Raw genomic sequence first — 20157 nt, 5'->3', positions numbered from 1 at the left:
TCATCTTCGTCGCGAACATCATGCGGTGGGTGAGTGGCCCCCCGGGCGCTCTCATCTCGCGTCCTCCGTCCCGGGTACGACAAGTCGTACCCGCCAGCCATCGCTCTGCCGGAACAGGGCGACGGGGAGCTGCTCGGTGTACGGCGCGCCCGCGTAGCGCCACCTGGCGATCAGCTTGTACAGCCGGGTCACCGACGTCGAGCAGCGCGGGGACGCGATCACGTCGGTGCCGGTGAGCAGTGCTACCTCGGCGCCACTGGCTCGAACGGCGTGGCTGGCGATGCCGATCCCGACGCCGTGGCTGGTGGTCGCGGTGAACAAGCCGTCGGGTGCATGGGCGACGATCCAGTTCTTCACGTGGGCGAAGTCGTCGGGGTCATTGGTCCACGACGTCGCGGTCCCGGCGCGCGCGGCGGTCAGCCACCGGTCGGCGGTCGCTTCGTCGGTGTGGCTCTCGGTGGCCAGGACGTGGTCCGGCTCTTGGCGCACGATCGTGTACGACGCCGCGTCGGCGCTCGCCTGCAGCATCAGGGTCGGTGATGCCTCGGCGGTGTGGACGACGGCGTCGAACCGGCTACCGACTCGCGTAATGGAGACTCTCGCGTCGGTTCCGGGCAGGTGCCCGATCTGGCACCAGAGCACCACGCGCTCGCCGTCGGACAGGCTGTTCAGGACGGTGGCCGGGATGATGCTCTCCGGCTTGGCGGGTGCGTCCGGACGCTTCGAGTCGGCATCGTGTCGAGGTGCTGGCGTGTTCATCGCAGGGCCGCCAGCGCGTGCAGTACCGACACGAGCCCGTGCTCGTCGATGGTGCCGGTGACCATGTCTGCGGCGGCCTTGACCTCGTCGTGGGCCTGGCCCATCGCGACGGCGGTGGCGGCCCACTCGAACGCGGGAACGTCGTTCGCCGCGTCGCCGACGGCGATCGTGGCGTCCTTGTCGATGCCGGCGGCGAGGCGGACCTGTTCGAGTCCGGTGGCCTTGGATAGGTTCTTCGCGTTCACGTCGAGCCAGTCGGCCCCGGCCGCAGTCACGGTTACTCCGCACCAGGACAGCTCGCCGGTCAGGTCGGCGGCGTCGTCGGCGTGGATGACGGCGCGGGTGGTGGGCCTGTCCCACAGGTCGTGTTCCCAGCGCACGCGGTGCTGGGGTCCGTTGAGTCGGCCGCGGGGGAACTTCTGGCTCACGCGCCAGCCGCCGCGCTCGAGGTCCTCGACGGCCAGGAGCGCGTCCGGTGCCGCGCCGCACACGCGCAGCAGCACGGTCTTCGGGTCGAACGTGACGTGCTGCTCCACGATCAGGCGACGGCCGCAGATGCGAGCGATGACCGCGCCGTTCGAACATACGACCGCGCCCGACCGGAGTCCCAGCTGCCGCACGACCGGCCGCACTCCGGCCAGAGATCGGCCCGTGGCCAGCACGACGCTGTGCCCGGCAGCGACCACGGCGCGCACCGCGCGGACCGTGGCCGCCGGGATCTTCTGCCCGGTGACCAGTAGCGTGCCGTCTATGTCCAGCGCGAGCAGCGCCGGTACCGTCGTGGGCAGCCTGAGAGCCTGGCGGGCAGCCCCGGGGTGGGCATCTGAGTGGGTCACGGAATGCGCGTTCATGGCCTTGCTCCTTGAGGGATTCGTCCTGCTTGCCGTGCCCGGACCGGCCCCAACGTTGGGTCGGTCTCGGTGGTGAGAGCCGGGCCGGGATGACGCTGCGGCTCGCTCCAGGTATGCGGTCTCGGACGGCCACGTCGAACAGGTGGCGGGGTCTACGGCCGGGCCCAGGGGGTGTCTGGGCGGGCCCGGCCGCAAGATGTGAGGGCTCTACGTTCGACCCAGGGGAAGCTCGAACCCGGCCGGGGCACGGTCGTCGGCGATGCTGCGCCACCAGGGCCGACGTCGGCCCTCGGTCCCTCGCGGGAAGGGCAGTCCGGCATCCAGGGCCGCGTGTTCCACATCGCGCATCGTTGCCCCGCGCCCGGCGGGGATCGGTGCGCTCCGAACCCAGCCATGCCGACGGCGGGACCAGAGTTCCGCCCTGGACAGGTGCACGTCGTCGCCGAGCCACACCCGAACCGCCACCTCTGCCTCCGATCCGCCCGTCGTGGCAGCCGTCGTGACGGCGGCGGTCAGCTGCGCGGCCAGCGCCGAGAGCCCGGGCCGGAGCGCGTCGGGTGGGATCAGCACGTTGACGCTGTCGTGCAGGCTGTCGCGGACCGCGGTGGTCGTGTGGGCCGGGAGGCCGAGGCGGTCGCGCGCGACATCGCACGCCGCGGCCAGGGACGTGTCCGGGCCGGTGACGTCGCAGGAGTCCGGACCGGTGGGGGTGACCGTCAGACCCGTTGCCGCGGCCAGGATGTCCGTGTACTGGCTGATTCCCGCCGCGTGCAACCGCGCCTGGGTGGTCGCTTCACCTCGCAGCCGGGCGAGCGGGACCTGCTCCTGGAAGCCGCGCAGCCCGGTCTCGAACCGGTGGTTGACCCGCCAGCCGGCCCCGGCCTCCTCGGCCGCAATGCGTGTCTGCGCCAGGAGCCGCAGATCCTCCAACTGCAGGATCAGCGCGGCCAGGTCGAACGTGACCGCGTCGATCACCTCATATCCCGACGGCATGCCGGGGTCCAAGCGCACGGTGAGCGCACCGTGGGAGCAGATCGCGTATCCCTCGTTCAGCCCGAGCCGGCCGGCCAGCCGCAGCAGCCCGACCAGCGAGCGTCCCGTCGACAGCAACACGGTGTGCCCCGCGGCGCGCACCAGTTCCAGCGCCCCGACCGTGTCGGCCGCGATCCGCTGATCCGTCGTCGCCAGATGAGCATCGATGTCCAGCAGCACCAGCCGCGCCATGCTCCACGTGGCGCTGTCGATGGTGGCGGACGGTCCGTCGGCGCTCACTCGAGCGCTCCTGTCCCGTGGGCTACCGCCGGGTCCCGCAGCGCCGACCGGACCTGGACCTCCAGGTCACCGCGGCGCCCGGTCCACATCGTGTACTCGGGAACCGTGAGCCGGTGGTCCAACGGGATCGCACACTGAAGGACCTGCGCGATCTCCTCGCCGTCGGTCAGGTCACGCGGACTCAGGCACACACGGTTCCGGGTGACGGCCACGACGTCGAGCCGTTCACCGCCAACCTTCGCGACCATCCCGATCGCCGTACCGAGCGCCAACTCCAGAGCGCCCTTCTCGGCGCTCCGTTCGCGATGCGAAGTTCTCACTGCCTTCTCCCATCTGCCCTCCGCGACACCGCGATTCGGGCCTGAGTGTCGCTCTTGGATGACCGGCGAAGTCGTCGCCTGTTGGTGATCCAGCACATCGCACGCCGGGCGCGGATAACACGGCACCGCGGCTGCGTTCAGGCCGCGTTTCCGCGGCGGAATTGCCGCATCCGATCTGCGGCCTCTGTGAGGGCCTGGAACCGGCGGCTATCGTGGGCGTCGGACGCCCACCTGACAGGAGACAACCTCATGTCGCGCAGATCGAGGCTCTCGGATGCCCGTAAGTCAGCCGGATACAGCCAGGAGGCGCTTGCCGAACAGCTCGGCATCGACCGGACCACTGTCCAGCGCTGGGAGTCGGGCGAGTCCAGGCCACAGCCCCTCCAGCGAGCCAACCTCGCCACGGCGCTTGGCCTGACGCGCGATGCTCTGGAGGCGGCCCTGGGAACAGTGGCCACCGGTTTGCAGGTGTCGAGTGCGACGCCTTCACCGCTGGAGGCCGCCCGGCCGACTTTCTCCACCAGCCCGACAGATCCCGGCGGCCTGCTCGGCCTGCTGGACGCGGCCCGGCCTCTGGTCGATGACACGTTGGCTGCGACGACACTCTCACCCGGGCGGCTCGACCTGATCGAGGAGCGCGTTGCTGAACACCTGGTGATGTACACGCGCACGGCCCCGGCCGTCATGCTGTCGGTGCTCGCCTCGGACATTGTCGAGGTTCGGGGGGTTGCGGCCATCCGGCAGCCGGCCATGGTCCAGGTGAGGCTCTCCGAGACGCTTGCGGTGCTTGCACTTCTGGCAGCCGACGCCCTGATGAAGCTCGGGGAGATCCGGCGGTCCCGCTACTGGTACGGCACCGCGCGCCTGGCCTCAGACGACACGGGCAACCTGCAGCTCCAAGCTCGTGTCCGAGCTCAGGAAGCGATGCTGCCGTACTACTATGGGCAGGTCGAACAGGCGGTTGAGCTCGCTCGCGGCGCGCAGGCGCTGCTGCCCGGCGTCGCATCCGAGCCGACGGCGCTGGCCGCCGCTGCCGAAGGTCGAGCTCTGGCGAAGCTCGGCGACGCCCGCGGCGCCGAACACGCGATGGACACGGCTCAGCGCTACGTCGACCAAGCCGACTCCCTCGGCTCTCCCGATGCGGCATTTCAATTCAACCACAAGCGCCTGCTGATGTACCTGTCGGGGACACTGAGCTACTTGGATGAGCCCGCGCGTGCCGGGCGCGTGCAAGAAGAGGCTCTCGCGCTGTACAACGCCGACCCCGACCTCGTCATCGATCCCGCCCTCATCAAGCTGGACCAGGCCGTCATCCTGGCGAGTCAGGGCCGGGTCGACGAGTCCTGCCAACTGGCCGTCCAGGTTGTCACGACGCTGCCTGCCGAGCATCGCACGCGCGTCGTGCTCACCAAGACCCAGGACGTGGTCCACGCGCTGCCCGAAGGTTGCCGTGAGCGGACACGAGCCGCCGAACTCGGCGAACTCGTCGCCACCCAGATGGAAGGCTCCCGTTGAGCACCAGCCCGCATGAGGCCGACCTTCGTACCAACGTCGCCGAGCACGTGCATACTCCAGAGCGCACCAGGCCGATCGCCGAGGCCGCCGCCCGCATGGCCGGCCTGGATCCCCAAGGTGTCGTCCTGATCCGCCACCAGACCAACGGCGTCTACCGCCTGACCTCAGCGCCGGTGGTCATCAAGGTCGCGCCGCCTGGTGAGGACCACCTCGGCGAAGTCGTCGCCCTGGTCTCCTGGCTCCAGGACCACGCCGTGCCGACCGTCGCGCTGTGGGGAGATCCGGCATACCAGCCCCTCGAGATCGGCGGGCGCGCGGTGACCCTATGGCACTACCTGCCCCAAGAACGCCCTGTCCACGCCGCCGACGTGGCTGAGCCACTTCTTGCCCTCCACGACGCTCCGTTGCCGCCATTCCCCCTGCCGCCCCTGGACGCGTTCGGCGAGATCCAGAACTCGATCGCCAGCAGCCCGCTCCTGACCGACCAAGACCGCTCCATGCTGCGCGACCTGAGCGCCCAGCTTGCCCACGACGAACCGCTCCAGGCATCCGGTTCGGCACCGGGTCTGATCCACGGTGACGCCCAGCACCGCAACACCCTCCTGGACCCCGCAGGAGGTGCCGTGTTGTCCGACTGGGACAGCGCCGTGATAGCGCCCCGCGAATGGGACCTGGCCACGATCGAAGTCCACTGCAGACGGTTCAACCACCCACCCGAAGAGTACGAGGAGTTCTGTCGGCGCTACGGCCGAGACATCCGCGAATGGTCCGGCTACGAGTGGCTTCGCGACGTTCGAGAACTGCGCATGATCACAACCAACGCCCGCAAGTCACCTCCGGGGTCACCGGCAGCAGCAGAAGTACGACGGCGCCTCGACAGCCTCCGCAAGGGTGAGACTTCGATCTGGAACATCCTGTAGAGAGCAGATTCGCGACGCACGGCGGGTGACGACGTCCTGTTCGGTGGAGTGTGACATCGGACGGACAAGCGGGGCGGCCGCGGAGCCGGGAACCTGCCTTGGGCCACCTGGTAGCGATGCGTCGCCTACAAGTCCAGGGTGCGTACGAGCGAGTCCTCGACGGCAGCCCAGGGGAGGCGAAGGTTGGTGGTCTGCGCCCAGTACGCATAGATGGACTGCGCCGAGCTTCTCAGATTCTGCAGATGCCCGGTTTGTGCACTCAAATGGAGCAGCCGTCGGAGGGAGCGGTGGGTGACAGATCCAGCGCCGCGCGCCGCCGGGTGGACGCCGGAGGCGAGGAGAAGAGTTGCGGTGCGGAGTGTGTCCAGCTGCTCGCCGGCGAGCAGTGTTGTCGGCCTGCCGTGGACGACGGTGGTCCAGGGCAGGCGGGAGATCGCCCAACCGAGCCGTTCGAGTCCGGTACCGAGGTCGACGACGAGGCGCTCCGGCTGGTCGACGGGCTGCAAGACGACAAGGTCGCCGAGACTCAGGCCGGCGTGGGAGAACCGGAGGGTGACTCCCTGGACCTCCCGCCGACGCCAGATCGCGAGGTCTCCGTGGAGCCGTATGTGCCTTGCGTTCAACCCGAGGCGCGAGAGCACGGTCAGCCATTGGTCGAAGATGACGGCCACGTCATCGACGGTGTTGATCGGCTCGACCCGGGAGGTGTTCACGAACGACGTCAGGAATCCGTCTGCGAGGTGCCCGTCCGCGGTGCGCCGGGCGGTCGTCCGGACGACCGGCTGGGGGAGGTAGCCGGAGCAGTACGGAACCGCGCGGCCCCATTTGAGGTATGGGTCGAAAGCTTGGACCGCCGAGACCGTCAGCTCGGTCTCATGTCCCCACCGCAGGGGCAGAGGGCGCGCCACTGCGGCTCCGACCTCCGTGAATGCGTCATTTAGCCGCGAGAGGAGTGCTGCCCATCCCATCCATCTCCGTGGTGGGGTGTAGGTCGTGATCGGGCGGGTGTGTTCGACGATGAGACGGTTGTCGACGAGGCTTACGTCCCACAGATCGCTCAGTTGTCGTGTGAAGGCCCTGCGAAGCAGGTGAGGCGTCATGAGCGAGTTGCCAGCGCCGTGAAGTGCGCCGCGGGGTCAAAGCGGTGAAGCCCGATCTCCTGCACGTCGCACGGGCGGAGCGTGGTCGCCTTCTCGATCGCCGAGGCCAGCAGGTGGGCAGCGGTCTCATCATCGACGGTCGGATCAGCCGTGATGACGTGGCCCGTGTCGTCGCAGAGGGCCGCCTGAGCGCAGGTGCCGTCCCTCCAGGTGAGCGCGGCAACCGGGGTGCCGGCTCGAAGGGCTTCACCGAAGACCGCGGCTCCCGCCTCGACGTACTCCCGGGCTTGTGTGTAGACGAACGCGGACGCGCGCTGGAGCAACCGTGTCTTCTCGGTTCCTCCGACTTCGCCCACCAACTCGACGTGGCCGGCCTCCAGCGCCACGGCGTACTCGTCGGCATACGCCGTGGACAGGACGGGGCCGACGATCTTGATGCGGCGTCCGACGATCTCCGCGGCTCGGATCGCGATGTGCGGAGCCTTGTCCGCATCGACGCGGCCGAGCCAGACCAGGTCCTCTCGAAGGTTCGAGGCGTGCGCCTCTTGCTCGTCGAGTCCGAGGTGCACTGCGAGTTCTGCCGTCGGGCGGTGGGCGGCGTAGCGGTCGAGCATCTCCGGCGAGTAGCAGTACAGCCGGGTCGCAAGGCTGTCGAACGCGTCGGTGGCGTGCTGGAAGTTCGGATCGTGCTGGAACGTGGCGACATCGGCGCCGGTCGTCTCGGCGATCTGTCGCCAGGCCGGTAGTGACGGGTACTCGTGGCCGACGACGAGCAGGTCGTATCCGGTGTCCGCCAAGCGTGCCGCCGTGAGGCTGCTCGGGGCTGTGTCTTCGAGCCGGACGGGATCGATCGTCCAGTCCGTCGCGAGACCGGGTTGCCACTGTGGGCCCAGGAGGTGCACGTCGGCGCCTGCATTGCGCGCTCCGACGGCGACGGCCCAGAGCCATCGTTCGATGCCTCCATAGCCGACGGGTGGGAACTGGTACGCGCTGGGGAAATCGCAGACGCCGACGAGCATGGGCTACTCCTGGGAGGTCGTACCGTCCGAGTTGATTCGACGGAAGCCGAGGTACTTGGTCAGGGCGTGCGGCAGGAGAACGGAGCCGTCTGCCTGCTGGTGCTGCTCCAGGACGGCCGCCAGCGTGCGGCCGAGTGGGAGTCCGGAGCCGTTGATCGTGGCAGCCGGGATGGTCTTTCCGTTCTCGTCGCGGGTGCGGATGCCCGCGCGGCGTCCCTGGAAGGTTCCGAAGTCGGAAACGGACGAGATTTCGCGGTAGGTGTTCTGGCTGGGCAACCACACCTCGAGGTCATAGGTGAGTTGCGCCGAGAAGCCGGTGTCGCCAGCGGCGAGGGTGACGACACGGTAGGAGAGGTCAAGCTCCTTGAGACACGCCTCGGCGTGCCCGACCATTGCCTCCATCTCGGTCCGGGCGCGATCGGCCGAAGTGATCCGAACCATCTCGACCTTGGTGAACTGGTGCTGACGGATCAGCCCGCGGGTGTCGCGGCCGTAGGACCCGGCCTCGGAGCGGAAGCAGGGCGTCAGCGCCGTGAGCGCGATGGGGAGCTGGTCGGGGGAGATGATCTCGTTCGCGTAGAGGTTGGTCAGCGGGACCTCGGCGGTCGGAATGAGGAAGAGGTCTCGGTCTGCGAGCGAGGTCTTGAAGAGGTCGGCCTCGAACTTGGGGAGCTGGCCGGTTCCGGTCATGGTCTCGCGTGTCACGAGGAACGGCACGGAGTGCTCGATGTACCCGTGGCGCTGGGTGTGCAGCTCCAGGAAGAGGGACGCCAACGCCCGCTCGAGGGCCGCGCCGGCGCCGCGCAGGACGCTGAATCTGGGGCCGGAGAGCTTGGTGGCTCGTGCGAAGTCGAGGATGCCCATCGACTCGCCGAGGTCGACGTGGTCCTTGGGCGCAAAGGGGAAGACCGGTGGGTTGCCGACCTTGCGCTGCTCGACCGCGAACTCCTCCGAATCGCCGTCGGGTGCATCGTCCGACGGGATGTTCGGGATGCCGAGCAGCGCGGTTGCGAGCTGGGCCTCCGCCTGCTCAATAGCCTGCTCGGCCTCACGGATCTGGCTCTTGACCTTGCGGGCAGTCTCCTTGAGCGCTTCGACGTCGTTGCCGTTCCGGGCGTTCTGCCCGACCTCTGAGGCGATTCTCTTGGACTCTGCGCGGAGCGTGTCGACCTCCTGGATGCCGGACTTCCGTCGGTCCTGGAGCGCGGTGAGGCTCTCAAGGTCGAGGGAGTATCCGCGTCGGGCAAGCCGGCGGACCGCTTCGTCACCCTGGTTGATCAGTTCGCGCACATCATGCATGAGAACTCGCTTCTTCTGGCAGTTGGACAGAGGCATTAAACGCTAGCAAAGGACTACTGTCCCGCTCGTGCCCAGGCTGGTGGGAACGGCCCTGGGTCAATGACCTCGCGTTCGTCGAGATTGTCCAGTGCTGCGCTTGCGAGCCGGCGCAGGTCGTCGTCGTGCCACGTCCTAGGGACGACTGGCTGGACATCGTCAAAATAGATCGGCATCGGGTCGGCGGTCCCACGTTCGGACTGCCAGTGGAGGAATGATGCGAGGAGTCCGTGGCAGACGACGGTCCGGCGGCTGGGCAGGTCGAGTGCGCGAACGAGCCCGGTGAGCATGCGGCGGATGCCAGCGCGTTGTGACTCGCTGCCGTCCGGAACGCGGGCGTGCGGACCGTGTTCGTGGAGCCAGGCCGCGTAGTCAAGGAAGGGCCGGGCCTCGAAGACGCCGTAGTCGAGCTCGTCGAGCTCGGGGAGGACGACGAGTGTGGCCGCTTCGTCGCCCATGAGCAGCCGGGCCGTCTCCTGCGTGCGGAGGAAGGAACTGGTGGCCCAGGTCTGGACGGTCATAGGCGCATATTGGTGTCGTGCTGCAAGACACGAGGCAATGCCCTCGTCATCGAGTGCGACTCGGGTCGCGGCGTTCCCGTTCACGAGATAGCGCCTGCTCCAGGATGTGTGTGCATGGCGCAAGAGTGCGGTCGTCATGCGGCAACCAGCCTCAGGGTGAGGATCCGCTCAAGGACCTCTGCCATGGTCGTCGCGCGGCTGTCCTGTGTCTCGCGGAAGTAGAGCAGTCCGTCGAGGCAGAGCATCAGGCACCAGAAGAGGATGTGGTGGCGATCGATCTGCGATGCCGTTTCGGCAAGTGCCAGCCGCTCCTCAGTCCTCGCTCTCAGGTCGTAGTACACGACCCAGAAGGCCCAGTCGAAGATCGGGTCGCCGATCATCGGGAGGGGGTCGACGAGCAGTGGTACGCCGCGCTGGTCGAACAGCGCGTTCTCGCGGTAGAGGTCACCGTGCAGAAGCGTCGGGCCGCGCATGCTGGCCGGAAGCCCGCGGGCGAGGGCGTTGTAGACCCGCGTCGCCAAGGGGCACGCCAGGGGGCTCTCCATGCGCCGTGCGATGCGAGGTCGGACGGTGTCCGTCAGGTACTGCGACAGTTGCAGATAAGTCGAAGGGTTCCCTGCACGGAGGGGGCGAGCGTGAAGGTCTCTGATCGCTGTCGCGACCCCGGACTCGTGGCCTGCTGGGACGGGATGGCCACCGGGCTGACCCCCGATCATACGGAGGAGCGCGATCGAGGACTCCGTGATCGTCGCGAGCACGACGCCGGCGTCGTACCAGTGCGTCAACGCCGCTGTCTCGGCGCGGAAGCGGGCGGTCTCGGGCCACGCCTTGACGATGCGCGGCGTGCCGGCGGCGTCGTGGACCACGGCGATGGCTGAGGCGTGCCCATGGTCGTGATAGCTGACGAACCGTAGGCCCCACTCACGGCAAGCGTCGTCGATCTGGCGAGGGACGTGGGCGATCCACGTATCGACCGCGCTGCCGTAGTGATGGCGCAGTCGGCGCGCGCAGCCCGCGGGGACGGGGCTCATGCGAGCACCACGCCGCGGTCAAGGATCTCATCAGTGAGCAGGGGGAACTCCGCCAGAACGTCGCAGGCGACCTTGGCGATCTTCTCCGGCGTCGGGCCATCGTCCGAGACGCGGAGCACGACGCGCCACGGTTGGTCGAGTGGCTGGCCGGTGGCGCTGACGAGGTGGACCTCCGCGTAGCAGCCGAGCGCCGTGTGGAGAGCCTCGGCGATGCGGTTCGCGGCGAGGTTGTAGAGCTTGCCGACGTGGTAGACGGGGTTCTTGCCGTTGGCGCCCTCGATGTTCATGGGCCGCAGGGGAGTGATCAGCCCGTTGACCCGGTTGCCTCGACCGACGACCCCTTCGTCACCGGACTCGATCGAGCTCCCGGTGAACGTCAGGTACAGCTCGTCCTTCTCCGGCAGGTCCCGCACGTTGAGCCGGAACCTCACCGGCTGGGGGAACTCGACCGCGGCGAGGCGATGGCACTCGGCGAGGACGACCTCGTTGTTCTCCAGGTACGCGGCTCGACTCGGAACGTGCGGCGAGATCTGTGGCACACACAGCACGATGTCGGCGTCGTGGCCGTCGAAGTAGCCCATGACCTTCACGTCGGAACCGCACCAGGCGTGGGTCCGCGTGAAGTCGCTGTCGCCGGAGAACTGATCGGACAGGGCCCGGACGAGCCGCTCGAACGGGCTCAGCGGAGCCCAGCCGGTGCCGAGCGACGTGTCGTTCGCAAGTAGTGTCCGGCGCTCCCGCAGGTCTTCGACCGAACGCGGCGCGAACCACCTGGTGCGGTCGTGGCTCGAGGTCTCCGTGTGGACGGCGCCGGGGCTCGAGTTCGACGTGATGTTGAGCTGGAGGTCCAGGTGATCGCGGACAGCGGGAAGCCGACGAGCGAAGAAGTCACGGACGGTGGTCTCGACGAGGTCGTCCACCGGGATGGCCTGGCCGCCACAGCGGTAGGCGGCACGCCCATTGACGAGGACCTTGACCGGCTGGAGCATCTGGCCACCGCCGTAGCGCACCTCGCTTGCCCCGCCGAGTAGCGCGAGCTTGTCGAAGTTGTGGTGGAGTACGGAGCCGAACTGGTCCCGCGTGTAACGGGCGTAGGCACGCGACAGCTCCTCGGCCAGGTGATCGGCGAGGGTGTCGGGGTGACCGAGTCCCTTGCGCTCGACGAGGGAGAGCGGGCCGGGTTCTCCGACACCCGTCTCGATCAGGAAAGTCGAGCCGTGGGCCGTGCTGGTGGTGCGGTTCATCGGTTCTCCCTCATGCGAGTAGCGGGTGGTCATCGCGGAACGCCTGCCGCCAGCAAGGTTCCGAGCGTGTCGATGAAGGCGTCGAGCGACTCCGTGGGGGTTCTGGCGCGGCAGAGGCACTCGACGGTCGTGATGTCGAGCAGTCCGAGGTCGCCCGGCCGCCTCCGGTCCAACCAGAGAGCGAGGCGCCAGGCGAGGACCGGGCCGACGAGGTTCAGATCTTCCAGCGGCGCCAGCACTGCCGGATCCAGCTCTGACAACAGCGCGTCACGCACCGCGTGAAACGCGGCGTGGGCGTGGTCCACCGCAACCGGGCCGACGTCGAATCCCTCCCAGTCGATGACGGCGTACCGGGCTGGTCCGACAATGAGGTGCTCAGGCTTCAGATCACCGTGGAGAGCGGCAACCGGCAGCCGATCGATCTTGTCCAGGTACTCGGCCAACGTCGGGAACCACGGACGGCCCTGAAAGCTTGGTGCACAAGGCGTCAGCAGGCGCGTCGAGGAGGGAGCCCAACCGGCTCCGGCGCAGGGGATCCGATCCAACGCGAGCGAGACGTCACGAACAACCCGCACGAACTCAGTGAGGTCTTCTGCCGAGGATGCGGACAAGGACTCCCCGGGAATCGCCGCAAGCACGATCCATGAGTCTGTGCGGCTGCTTCCGGCCTGGGCGATCGCAGGGGTTTCGAGACCGACGCGACGTGCGGCAGTGATCCCGGCCCGTTCGGCATGAAGCCTCGCAGTGGTTCGGACGCGCAGGTAGGTCTTCCTGAACTCCGAACCGCCGGCGCTCCGCTCGACGACGGAGTAATCCGTTCGACGCACCTCGTGCCATGGACGATCCGTGGAGCCGGCGGAGCCGCGTGCCGACCGCATCCGGGTCCCAGTCGTCAAAGTCATCGCCTCCTCGTCTGACCGGGCGCGAGAACGTCTCGCGCGATCCAAGGAGACCAGGAGTGTCCAGGACACCATCACCGCACTTGAGGACCCACTTCGGGGACACCTTGAATGTCCCGCGTGGGCACTCGTGCGGCGCTGCGGCAGGGCTGTCCGTCAGCTCAGCCAGGGCTGCTTTCGCGATGTGTCAAGCACGTGGGTGATCCGGAGGAGGATCGACGGGTGGATGTCCAGGGCGTCGAGTTGTTCGAGCGGCTGCCAGACCACTTCGGAGGACTCGGACGAGGTCCGGGCCTGGCCGCCGGTGATCCTGCCGGTCATGCAGATCGAGAATTCTGACCGCACCTCACCGTCGGAGTACGCGATGATGTGGTTCGGGTCGGTGTAGATGCCGACCAGGCCGGTGATCTCGACGTCGTAGCCCGTCTCCTCGTTGGTCTCGCGGACGGCGGCCTGGCGGACGGATTCGCCCGGTTCCATGGCGCCGCCCGGGATCGACCAGAGGTCGTTGTCCGTGCGGTGGATCAGCAGGAGCCGATCTGTCTCGTCGCGAACGATCACGCTGACTGCGGGGACGATCGAGTTGGGCTGGGGAGCGTGCGGGTCGTTGTAGTGGTCGATGCGCGCCATGGGCCTCACCCTTTCACGAGCCGTCGAGCGGCTTTCCGAGCGTCCAGACCCGTTCGAAGCTGTCGCGGTACATGTCGAACATGTCGCGTTCCGGGTCGCGTTGTAGGTGCAGCATCGGCGCCATGTATCCCGGGACGCCGAAGACGTGCGGGGTGATGAGCATGTCGTCGTCGTACACGAAGATCGAGTTGTACAGGGTCGTGCGGTGGAGGCGGAACTCGACGTTCGGTTCACCGAGGAGCGGCTGGTAGTACGCCAGCGCCGCACGGATGCGGGCGGGGACGGCTTCGTAGACGCCTTCTTCTTCGCCACGCAGCGCAGTCTCTGGGCTGTCGGGGTCTCCGAGGAGGATACGGACGCGGGTTCCGTCCTGGGCCTTGCGCCGCATGATCTCGATCGAGGACGGGTTCTGCTCGGGAAGGAACAGGATCGCGTGTCCGAGCAGGCCGATCTCCGCGGTCGTGTTGTTCAGGAGGCGTAGCCAGAGGTCGGTGGGCGAGGCAGCGCGATGTGGGTACAACGCGATGACCTCAGGGTGGACGACGGTGCTGGCGCCGACGGGAGGCCACAGTTCGTCGGCCGTGACTCCGAGCACCTCAGCGACCCGGGCTGCAGTGCGCGGGTGCGGCTTTCGGCCTTGGCGCAGCCAACGGTCGACGGTCTTGGGGTCGACGTCGACGCGCTGTGCGAGGTCGGCGACGCTGAGGTGCCGTGCTGCCAGCCGATTTGCCAGGCGGTCGTGGACACGGTCCGTCGGCTTCGGCACTGACAGGACGGTACCGGACATTTGGAGTGTCTAGGTTCAGGACGCGCTGTCCAGAGGGTAGGAGGTCTCCCAGACGCGTTCGAAGCTGGTCGCGTACATGTCGAACATGTCGTGGGCGGGGTCGCGTCGCAGGTGCAGGATCGGCGCCAGGTAGCCATAGGTACCGTAGACATGCTGGTTGACGAGCATCTCGTCATCGAATCGGAAGATCGAGTTGTACAGCGTCGTCCGATGCTGGTGGAACTCGACACCTGGCGCGCCGATGAGGGGCCGGTAGTGCGCCAACGCCATCCGGATCCTCGCAGCCAGTGCTTCGCCCAGTCTTTCCTCCGCACCTCGCAGGGCGGCTTCGGGGCTGTCGGGGTCCGCGAGCACGAGGCGGACGCGCACCCCAGATCGAGCCTTCTGCCGGAGCAGTGCGATCGCGCCGGGATTCTCTTCGGGCAAGAACTGGCTCGCGTAGGCGAGCAACCCGATCTGCGTGGTCGCCGACCGGATGAGGTCCGACCAGAGCGGCTTCGGAACGGCCGCACGGTGTGGATACAGCGCGACAACCTCGGAATGCACCGGAACGGGACCCTCGTCCGTGTCGGGCCAGAGCGTCTCAAGCGCGACACCGAGCGCGTCCGCGACTTCGAGCGCCGTCCGGTGGTGAGGGACACGGCCCCCATGAAGCCATCGCTGGACGGTCTTGTGATTGACGCCGACGAGTGCGGCGAGGTCCGACGCGCGCATTCGCCGCTGCTCCATCACCTGTCTCAACGCGTTGTTCATCCCATGCCCCCATCCCTGGACGACGGGACGTTACCGGAGCGAAGTGCCAGGCCAGGGAGGCTGCTCGCCCGTGTCGGCTACTCCTTGTGACGCACCGTCGCTACGACGGCGGCAACGACGGCGCCTGTGTCGGTCAGGTCAGGCAGGACCTGTGTAGCGCCCGCTGCCGCGAGCGTGTCGATGTCGTCGCCGCCGGTCGCTACTGCCACGACCTGTGCTCCGCCGAGGACACCTGCTCGCACGTCATTGACCGTGTCCCCGATCAGAACGGTGTTCTCGGCGTTGAACACCACCCCGTACCGCGTGGTAGCCCGTCGTTGGGCGACGGTGACTAGCCCGGGCCGGCTCTCGGCGTCGAACCCGAAGCCGCCACACTCCCAGTCAAGGCCCTCGGCCAGACCGAACACGTCGAGCTTCACGAATCCGTTCTGCCGCGTGTTGCCCGTGAGGACCGACTGGACGATCCCATGGATTCGAGAGAGTGCGTCGATCGCGGCCCTGGCTCCGGGCAAAGCGTGCCCCTTCCTGGCGAGCCGGGATCGACGGGATTCCAGAGACCCTACGAGCGCTTCCCTGACCTTGTCCGCAGCGAATGCGTCCGGGTCGACGCCGTGGTCGCGTAGGAGGTCCGACATGATCTCTGGGTCGGTCCGGCCACCCGTCCGAGCCTTGTGGCTCGTCGTCACACCGGCCAGGAGCTCGAAGGCTCCCGCATAGGTCTCTTTGCTCACCCCACCGTTCTCGATGAGGGTGTGGTCCACGTCCCAGAGCACCAGCGCGGTCATGGGCCGAACCTATATGCCGGAAGCAGGTGCTCCGAGACCCCCACGAGATCCGTCATCAGCGCTCAGCCACGTCTTGCTCGACGGTTGAGTCGCGCCTGGACCCGGTCGACGAGCGCGCGAGCGAACGGTTCCACTTCACGCATCGTCCGCTCGACGACGTGACCGGGTTCGTAGCGGGCGAAGACGCCGGCGAGTCGGGCGTCGACCGTGGTGGGCTTGCCCCGATGGCTCGTCGTCAGATCGCAGTACGAGACGAGATCCAGCGAGTCGGCGAGAACCCCTTCAGGCAGCGGGAACTCCATCTCCACCGCCGCCCCGAGGCCCTGGTTCCGGGCCTCGATCCGCGCGAACGTGTGATGTGCGACCAGTCGGCACAAGTCCTCGTCGTACCCGAGCCGGCGGAGGTAGCGGGCGCCGTCGAGCTGGTGAACCTCAGTATCGACGGCTACGTGGGCGTAGCCGACGTCGTGCAGGTACGCCGCGGTGACCACCAGTGACGCTTGCGGTGCACCGAGCTTCTCGGTCACGAACTCAGCGCGGCGCCCGACCGCCAGCGTGTGTGCGAGCCGGTCCGAGCCGGCGGGAAGGACTTCCTGGAGCAGGACGATGGCGTCGCCGGTACTGGGTAGACGGTTCACGAGGGCCACAGGCGTCACCGTATCGGCGAGCGCAGGTCGGTCGGTCACCAGCCTTCCCCGTTCGCCACTCGCTCCGCCGCATCCCCGCCTCTCCAACTTCTCGCCCTGCACCTTCTCCGCCGCCCTCCCATCACCACACCGCCTCCCGATCCCTCCACATCTGCCCCGCCCTCATCCATCAGCCTGTCCATCCCACGCCCCTCATCGTCCCCACACCTCGCTCCTGCCCTCACCGGCCCGACACGTCTGGCACGCGACGCGCACCTCGTGTTCGAGGGAGGCGATCACGGTGACGGTCTCGATGCGCGTGATGTCGGCCGGGAGTGGCTACAAGTACCTGTTGCGCTCGGTCATCCGCGCCGACGGCGACGTCACCGCCCCGGACGCGTTGACGCGCTACTACGCGAACCCGGGCACGCCCCCGGGTCGCTGGCTGGGAATGGGCGTCGCCCAGCTCGGAGCCGATGGCGCGCGGATCGGCGTCGGTGACCAGGTCACGGAGCAGCAGCTCGCGCGGCTGCTCGGGACCGGGCACGACCCCGTCACCGGCCAGCCGCTGGGGCGCGCCTACCAGCAGTTCGCCACCGTGCCTGAGCGCATCACGGCTCGGATCGAGGCGCTCCCTGCGGACCTCACCGACGCGGAACGCGGGTCAGCCGCGGCGAGGATCGAGGCCGAGGAGCGCAGGGCGGGCCCGAAGTCCGCCGTCGCCGGCTTTGACCTGACGTTCTCGGTGCCGAAGTCGGTCTCGGTGCTGTGGGCTCTGGCCGACGCGTGCACCCAGGCGCTGATCGCGGCAGCACACCGTGCGGCGATGGCAGAGGTCATCGATTTCCTCGAGCGGGAGGTCGCCGCGACCCGTACGGGGTCGGGTGGGATCTGTCAGGAGGACGTGCATGGCCTGATCGTGACCGCGTATGACCATTACGACTCCCGCTCGAACGACCCGCAGTTGCACACGCATGCTGTCGTGTCGAACAAGGTCAAGACCGTCTCGGACGGCCTGTGGCGAAGCCTGGACTCCAGAGCCCTGCACCGTGCCCTGGTCGCGGCCTCGGAGCAGTACGACGCGCTGCTCATGGACCGTCTCTCGGGCACGTTCGGCCTCTCGTGGGAGCTGCGCAAACGGGGCCGTGAACGCAACTCGCAGTGGGAGATCGCGGGTATCGGCGAGGAGCTGATCGAGGAGTTCTCGACCCGGTCGCACGTGATCAACCAGGCCAAGGACCGCCTCATCGCCCAGTACATCGCGACGCACGGGCGCCGCCCGTCCAAGACGACGATCATCAAGCTGCGCGCCCAGGCAACCTTGCAGACCCGCCCGGACAAGCAGATCCACTCGCTCGCCGACCTCACGGCGGGTTGGCGGGTCCGGGCCGCGCGAGTCCTTTCGGGGCTCAGGGCCTCCGACGGCGATCCGGTCGCTCTGGTCCGCGGACTCACCAGTGCGCAGTCGGTGCGTGAGTTCGCGGCTAAGGAGGTTCCGGCCGACGCCGTCGAGCGCGCCGCCGCCGCGACGTTCCACACCGTCTCGGCGAAGAAGACGACGTTCACGCACTGGAATCTGTGGGCAGAGGCCAACCGGCAGACCATGGGTTGGCGCCTGAGGTCCGCAGCCGACCGCGAACAGGTCATCGCCGCGATCGTCGCGCAGGCCGAGGCGCACGCCGTCGCGCTCACCCCGCCGGAGGTCGCGGTCACACCGGCCTCGTTGCAGCGCGAGGACGGCGCCTCGCGCCTGCGACCACGCCACCACACGCTGTTCACCAGCACCCAGACGCTGGAGGCCGAGGACCGGCTCCTGACGCTCAGCGACGACCCCACCGCCGCCCGCCTTGACCTTCGCGCCGTCCCGAAGGCCGTCGGCCGGAACAAGCGACCACTCAGCTCGGAGCAGCGGCGCGCCGTCCAGCAGCTCGTTGCCTCCGGGCGTCGTCTGGACCTGCTGGTCGGGCCTGCCGGCGCCGGGAAGACCACCACCCTTCGAGCGCTGCGCCGCACCTGGACGGGCCGGTTCGGCAAGGCGTCCGTCGTCGCCCTGGCGCCGTCGGCCGCGGCCGCGTCAGTGCTGTCCCGTGAACTGCGGTTGCGAGCGGAGAACACCGCCAAATGGCTCCACGAGCACGAGCACGACCACGGCCGCGCCACGTTCACGAAGAACCAGCTCGTGATCATCGACGAGGCGACCCTGGCCGACACCGCCACCCTCGACCAGATCACCGGTCTGGCCGCCGCGGCGGCCCGCGCGAAGGTCGTGCTCGTCGGTGACCCCGCCCAACTCCAGTCCGTCGACGCGGGCGGCGCCTTCGATCTGCTCGTCCAACACCGCCGCACCGCAGCGGGGGACGGCGGCGCCGTCGTCGCCGAGCTGACCGAGGTTCACCGCTTCACCAACCCGTGGGAGAAGACGGCAAGCCTCCGGCTGCGCGGCGCCGACACCGACGTCATCGACATCTACGACCAGCACGAGCGTCTGCGCGGTGGTGAGACAGACGCGATGATCGACGACGCCTATGCCGCCTGGCAGCACGACCTCGCCGGCGGCAAGGCGACTCTCCTGATCGCGGAGGCCTCCGAGACGGTTCGCGAGCTGAACCAGCGCGCCCGCGCCGACCGGATCCTGGCCGGGCAGACCGATGCGGGACGCGCCGTGCGGCTCGCCGACGGCCTCGAAGCCTCGGTCGGTGACCTGGTCATCACCCGCCGGAACCGGCGCCGGCTCACCACGATCCGGGACCTCGTCACGGGTGGGTTCGTCCGCAACGGCGACCGCTGGCAGGTCACCGCCGTCCACCGCGACGGATCCCTGGACGTACGACGCGTCGACATCGACGGCACGAAACGGCTCGCAGACACGGTCACGCTGCCCGCCTCGTACGTGGCAGCCCACCTCGACCTCGGATACGCGGTCACCGCGCACCGCGCCCAGGGCATGACCGTCGACACCACCCATGCCCTGGTCACACCGACCACCACCCGGGAAAACCTGTACGTCGCCCTGACCCGCGGCCAGGAAGGCAACTTCGCCTACATCGCAACAGACCGACCCGACGCCAACCACACCGGCCCCGACGATGTGGTCACCTACCAGGGAGTCCTCTACGGCGTCCTGCACCACCGCGGCGCCGAACTCTCCGCCCACCAGGCCGCCGACGCCGAACGCGAGACGTGGACCGGACGAGCGCGGCTGATCGCCGAGTACGACCACATCGCCGACATCGCCCAACGACCCCGTTGGACTCGCGTCGTGGCCGCCGCACTGGTCGCCGGCGGCTTCACGATCGCCGAGGCCCGAGCACACCTCCGACCCGATGGTGGCAGGCTCGGCGGGGGAGCGGGCCTCGACACGAGCCGTGCGACGGCGTTCGACGCCTTGCGCCGCGAGCTGCGCCGCGCCGAGGCATACGGGTGGGACGCCGAACGGCTGCTCCCAGTGCTGGCTTCCCGCCGGACCTTGCTCGATGCGGAGAATCCCTGCGCTGCACTTCATGCCCGCCTCCGACGTGCGACAAAGAACCCGGCTCGCAGGCGTGACCCTCAGCCCGAGGCAGTAGGGATCCCGGCCGCAGTCGGGCAGGTTCGCGAGGACTTCCGGCCGGCGCTGGAGCAACGCGCAGCGCTGCTGGGGCCATCTGCCGTGCAGCAGGAGGCAACCGGGCTGAGCCTCTAGGTACCGGCTCGTCTGGTTGCCCGACGTCCGATTCTCGCGCTACTCACGCAGAGCACAAGACGCCTCTGAACTGGGATTTCACCCTGGTCAGGCTTGGTGGAAACGCAT

19 protein-coding genes are annotated in these 20157 nt (G+C 68.3%); 3 read left to right on the top strand and 16 right to left on the bottom strand.

What is annotated here, in order from left to right; translation table 11 throughout:
• Positions 1 to 51: 51 nt before the first annotated feature.
• The 4 genes from J0911_RS16910 to J0911_RS16895 all read right to left on the bottom strand — a co-directional run bounded on the left by J0911_RS16910 (position 52) and on the right by J0911_RS16895 (position 3202).
• Positions 52 to 759, bottom strand: a complete 708-nt coding sequence (locus J0911_RS16910) for a hypothetical protein (RefSeq protein ID WP_207276617.1) — start codon at positions 757 to 759, stop codon at positions 52 to 54.
• The gene (locus J0911_RS16905) at positions 756 to 1610 is read right to left on the bottom strand and encodes an HAD hydrolase family protein (RefSeq protein ID WP_207276616.1); all 855 of its coding nucleotides are present in this window, start codon (positions 1608 to 1610) and stop codon (positions 756 to 758) included. Before J0911_RS16905 ends, J0911_RS16910 begins: the two co-directional genes overlap by 4 nt.
• A 207-nt stretch (positions 1611 to 1817) precedes the next feature.
• The gene (locus J0911_RS16900; protein ID WP_207276615.1) at positions 1818 to 2882 is read right to left on the bottom strand and encodes an HAD hydrolase family protein; all 1065 of its coding nucleotides are present in this window, start codon (positions 2880 to 2882) and stop codon (positions 1818 to 1820) included.
• The gene (locus tag J0911_RS16895) at positions 2879 to 3202 is read right to left on the bottom strand and encodes a hypothetical protein (protein ID WP_207276614.1); all 324 of its coding nucleotides are present in this window, start codon (positions 3200 to 3202) and stop codon (positions 2879 to 2881) included. Before J0911_RS16895 ends, J0911_RS16900 begins: the two co-directional genes overlap by 4 nt.
• Before the next feature lie 249 nt (positions 3203 to 3451).
• Here J0911_RS16895 and J0911_RS16890 point away from each other — a divergent pair, with 249 nt between their 5' ends.
• Both J0911_RS16890 and J0911_RS16885 read left to right on the top strand, forming a co-directional pair.
• Positions 3452 to 4717, top strand: a complete 1266-nt coding sequence (locus J0911_RS16890; protein WP_207276613.1) for a helix-turn-helix domain-containing protein — start codon at positions 3452 to 3454, stop codon at positions 4715 to 4717.
• Positions 4714 to 5637, top strand: coding sequence for an aminoglycoside phosphotransferase family protein (locus tag J0911_RS16885; RefSeq protein WP_207276612.1), 924 nt, complete (start codon positions 4714 to 4716; stop codon positions 5635 to 5637). Before J0911_RS16890 ends, J0911_RS16885 begins: the two co-directional genes overlap by 4 nt.
• A gap of 125 nt (positions 5638 to 5762) precedes the next feature.
• Here J0911_RS16885 and J0911_RS16880 read toward each other — a convergent pair whose 3' ends face one another.
• The 12 genes from J0911_RS16880 to J0911_RS16825 form a co-directional block, all read right to left on the bottom strand.
• Positions 5763 to 6545, bottom strand: a complete 783-nt coding sequence (locus J0911_RS16880) for a hypothetical protein (protein ID WP_207276611.1) — start codon at positions 6543 to 6545, stop codon at positions 5763 to 5765.
• Between the two features lie 188 nt (positions 6546 to 6733).
• Positions 6734 to 7756, bottom strand: a complete 1023-nt coding sequence (locus tag J0911_RS16875; protein ID WP_207276610.1) for a glycosyltransferase — start codon at positions 7754 to 7756, stop codon at positions 6734 to 6736.
• A 3-nt stretch (positions 7757 to 7759) separates the two neighbouring features.
• A complete protein-coding gene (gene serS, locus J0911_RS16870; protein ID WP_207276609.1) occupies positions 7760 to 9055 on the bottom strand; it encodes a serine--tRNA ligase in 1296 nt (431 codons plus the stop codon).
• A 53-nt stretch (positions 9056 to 9108) separates the two neighbouring features.
• Positions 9109 to 9750 carry a histidine phosphatase family protein gene (locus J0911_RS16865; RefSeq protein WP_207276608.1) on the bottom strand — a complete coding sequence of 214 codons (642 nt, stop codon included), beginning with the start codon at positions 9748 to 9750 and terminating at the stop codon, positions 9109 to 9111.
• Positions 9747 to 10643 carry an aminoglycoside phosphotransferase family protein gene (locus J0911_RS16860; RefSeq protein WP_207276607.1) on the bottom strand — a complete coding sequence of 299 codons (897 nt, stop codon included), beginning with the start codon at positions 10641 to 10643 and terminating at the stop codon, positions 9747 to 9749. The genes J0911_RS16865 and J0911_RS16860 overlap by 4 nt, the downstream gene beginning before the upstream one ends.
• Positions 10640 to 11887 (bottom strand): methionine adenosyltransferase, encoded by a 1248-nt coding sequence (locus J0911_RS16855; RefSeq protein ID WP_207276606.1) that lies wholly within the window; start codon positions 11885 to 11887, stop codon positions 10640 to 10642. Before J0911_RS16855 ends, J0911_RS16860 begins: the two co-directional genes overlap by 4 nt.
• Before the next feature lie 29 nt (positions 11888 to 11916).
• Positions 11917 to 12789 carry a phosphotransferase gene (locus J0911_RS16850; RefSeq protein WP_207276605.1) on the bottom strand — a complete coding sequence of 291 codons (873 nt, stop codon included), beginning with the start codon at positions 12787 to 12789 and terminating at the stop codon, positions 11917 to 11919.
• Positions 12790 to 12942: 153 nt separating this feature from the next.
• Entirely contained in the window at positions 12943 to 13416 is a 474-nt protein-coding gene (locus tag J0911_RS16845) for an NUDIX hydrolase (protein ID WP_207276604.1), read from the bottom strand.
• Between the two features lie 13 nt (positions 13417 to 13429).
• Complete coding sequence (locus J0911_RS16840; RefSeq protein ID WP_207276603.1) at positions 13430 to 14182, bottom strand: helix-turn-helix domain-containing protein; 753 nt, start codon at positions 14180 to 14182, stop codon at positions 13430 to 13432.
• A 36-nt stretch (positions 14183 to 14218) separates the two neighbouring features.
• A complete protein-coding gene (locus tag J0911_RS16835; RefSeq protein ID WP_207276602.1) occupies positions 14219 to 14956 on the bottom strand; it encodes a helix-turn-helix domain-containing protein in 738 nt (245 codons plus the stop codon).
• Between the two features lie 77 nt (positions 14957 to 15033).
• Entirely contained in the window at positions 15034 to 15741 is a 708-nt protein-coding gene (locus tag J0911_RS16830) for an HAD hydrolase-like protein (RefSeq protein WP_207276601.1), read from the bottom strand.
• A gap of 62 nt (positions 15742 to 15803) precedes the next feature.
• Positions 15804 to 16490: an HD domain-containing protein gene (locus tag J0911_RS16825; RefSeq protein WP_207276600.1), complete on the bottom strand. Its 687-nt coding sequence runs from the start codon at positions 16488 to 16490 to the stop codon at positions 15804 to 15806.
• A gap of 178 nt (positions 16491 to 16668) precedes the next feature.
• Between J0911_RS16825 and mobF the strand changes: the two genes are divergently transcribed.
• The gene (gene mobF, locus J0911_RS16820; RefSeq protein ID WP_207276599.1) at positions 16669 to 20049 is read left to right on the top strand and encodes a MobF family relaxase; all 3381 of its coding nucleotides are present in this window, start codon (positions 16669 to 16671) and stop codon (positions 20047 to 20049) included.
• Positions 20050 to 20157 lie beyond the last annotated feature (108 nt).

The sequence above is a fragment of the Myceligenerans salitolerans genome (assembly GCF_017349295.1).
GTDB classification, from domain to species: domain Bacteria; phylum Actinomycetota; class Actinomycetes; order Actinomycetales; family Cellulomonadaceae; genus Myceligenerans; species Myceligenerans salitolerans.
The sequence above is the reverse complement of the archived record's forward strand: the minus strand, read 5'-3'. Positions and strand labels throughout refer to the sequence as shown.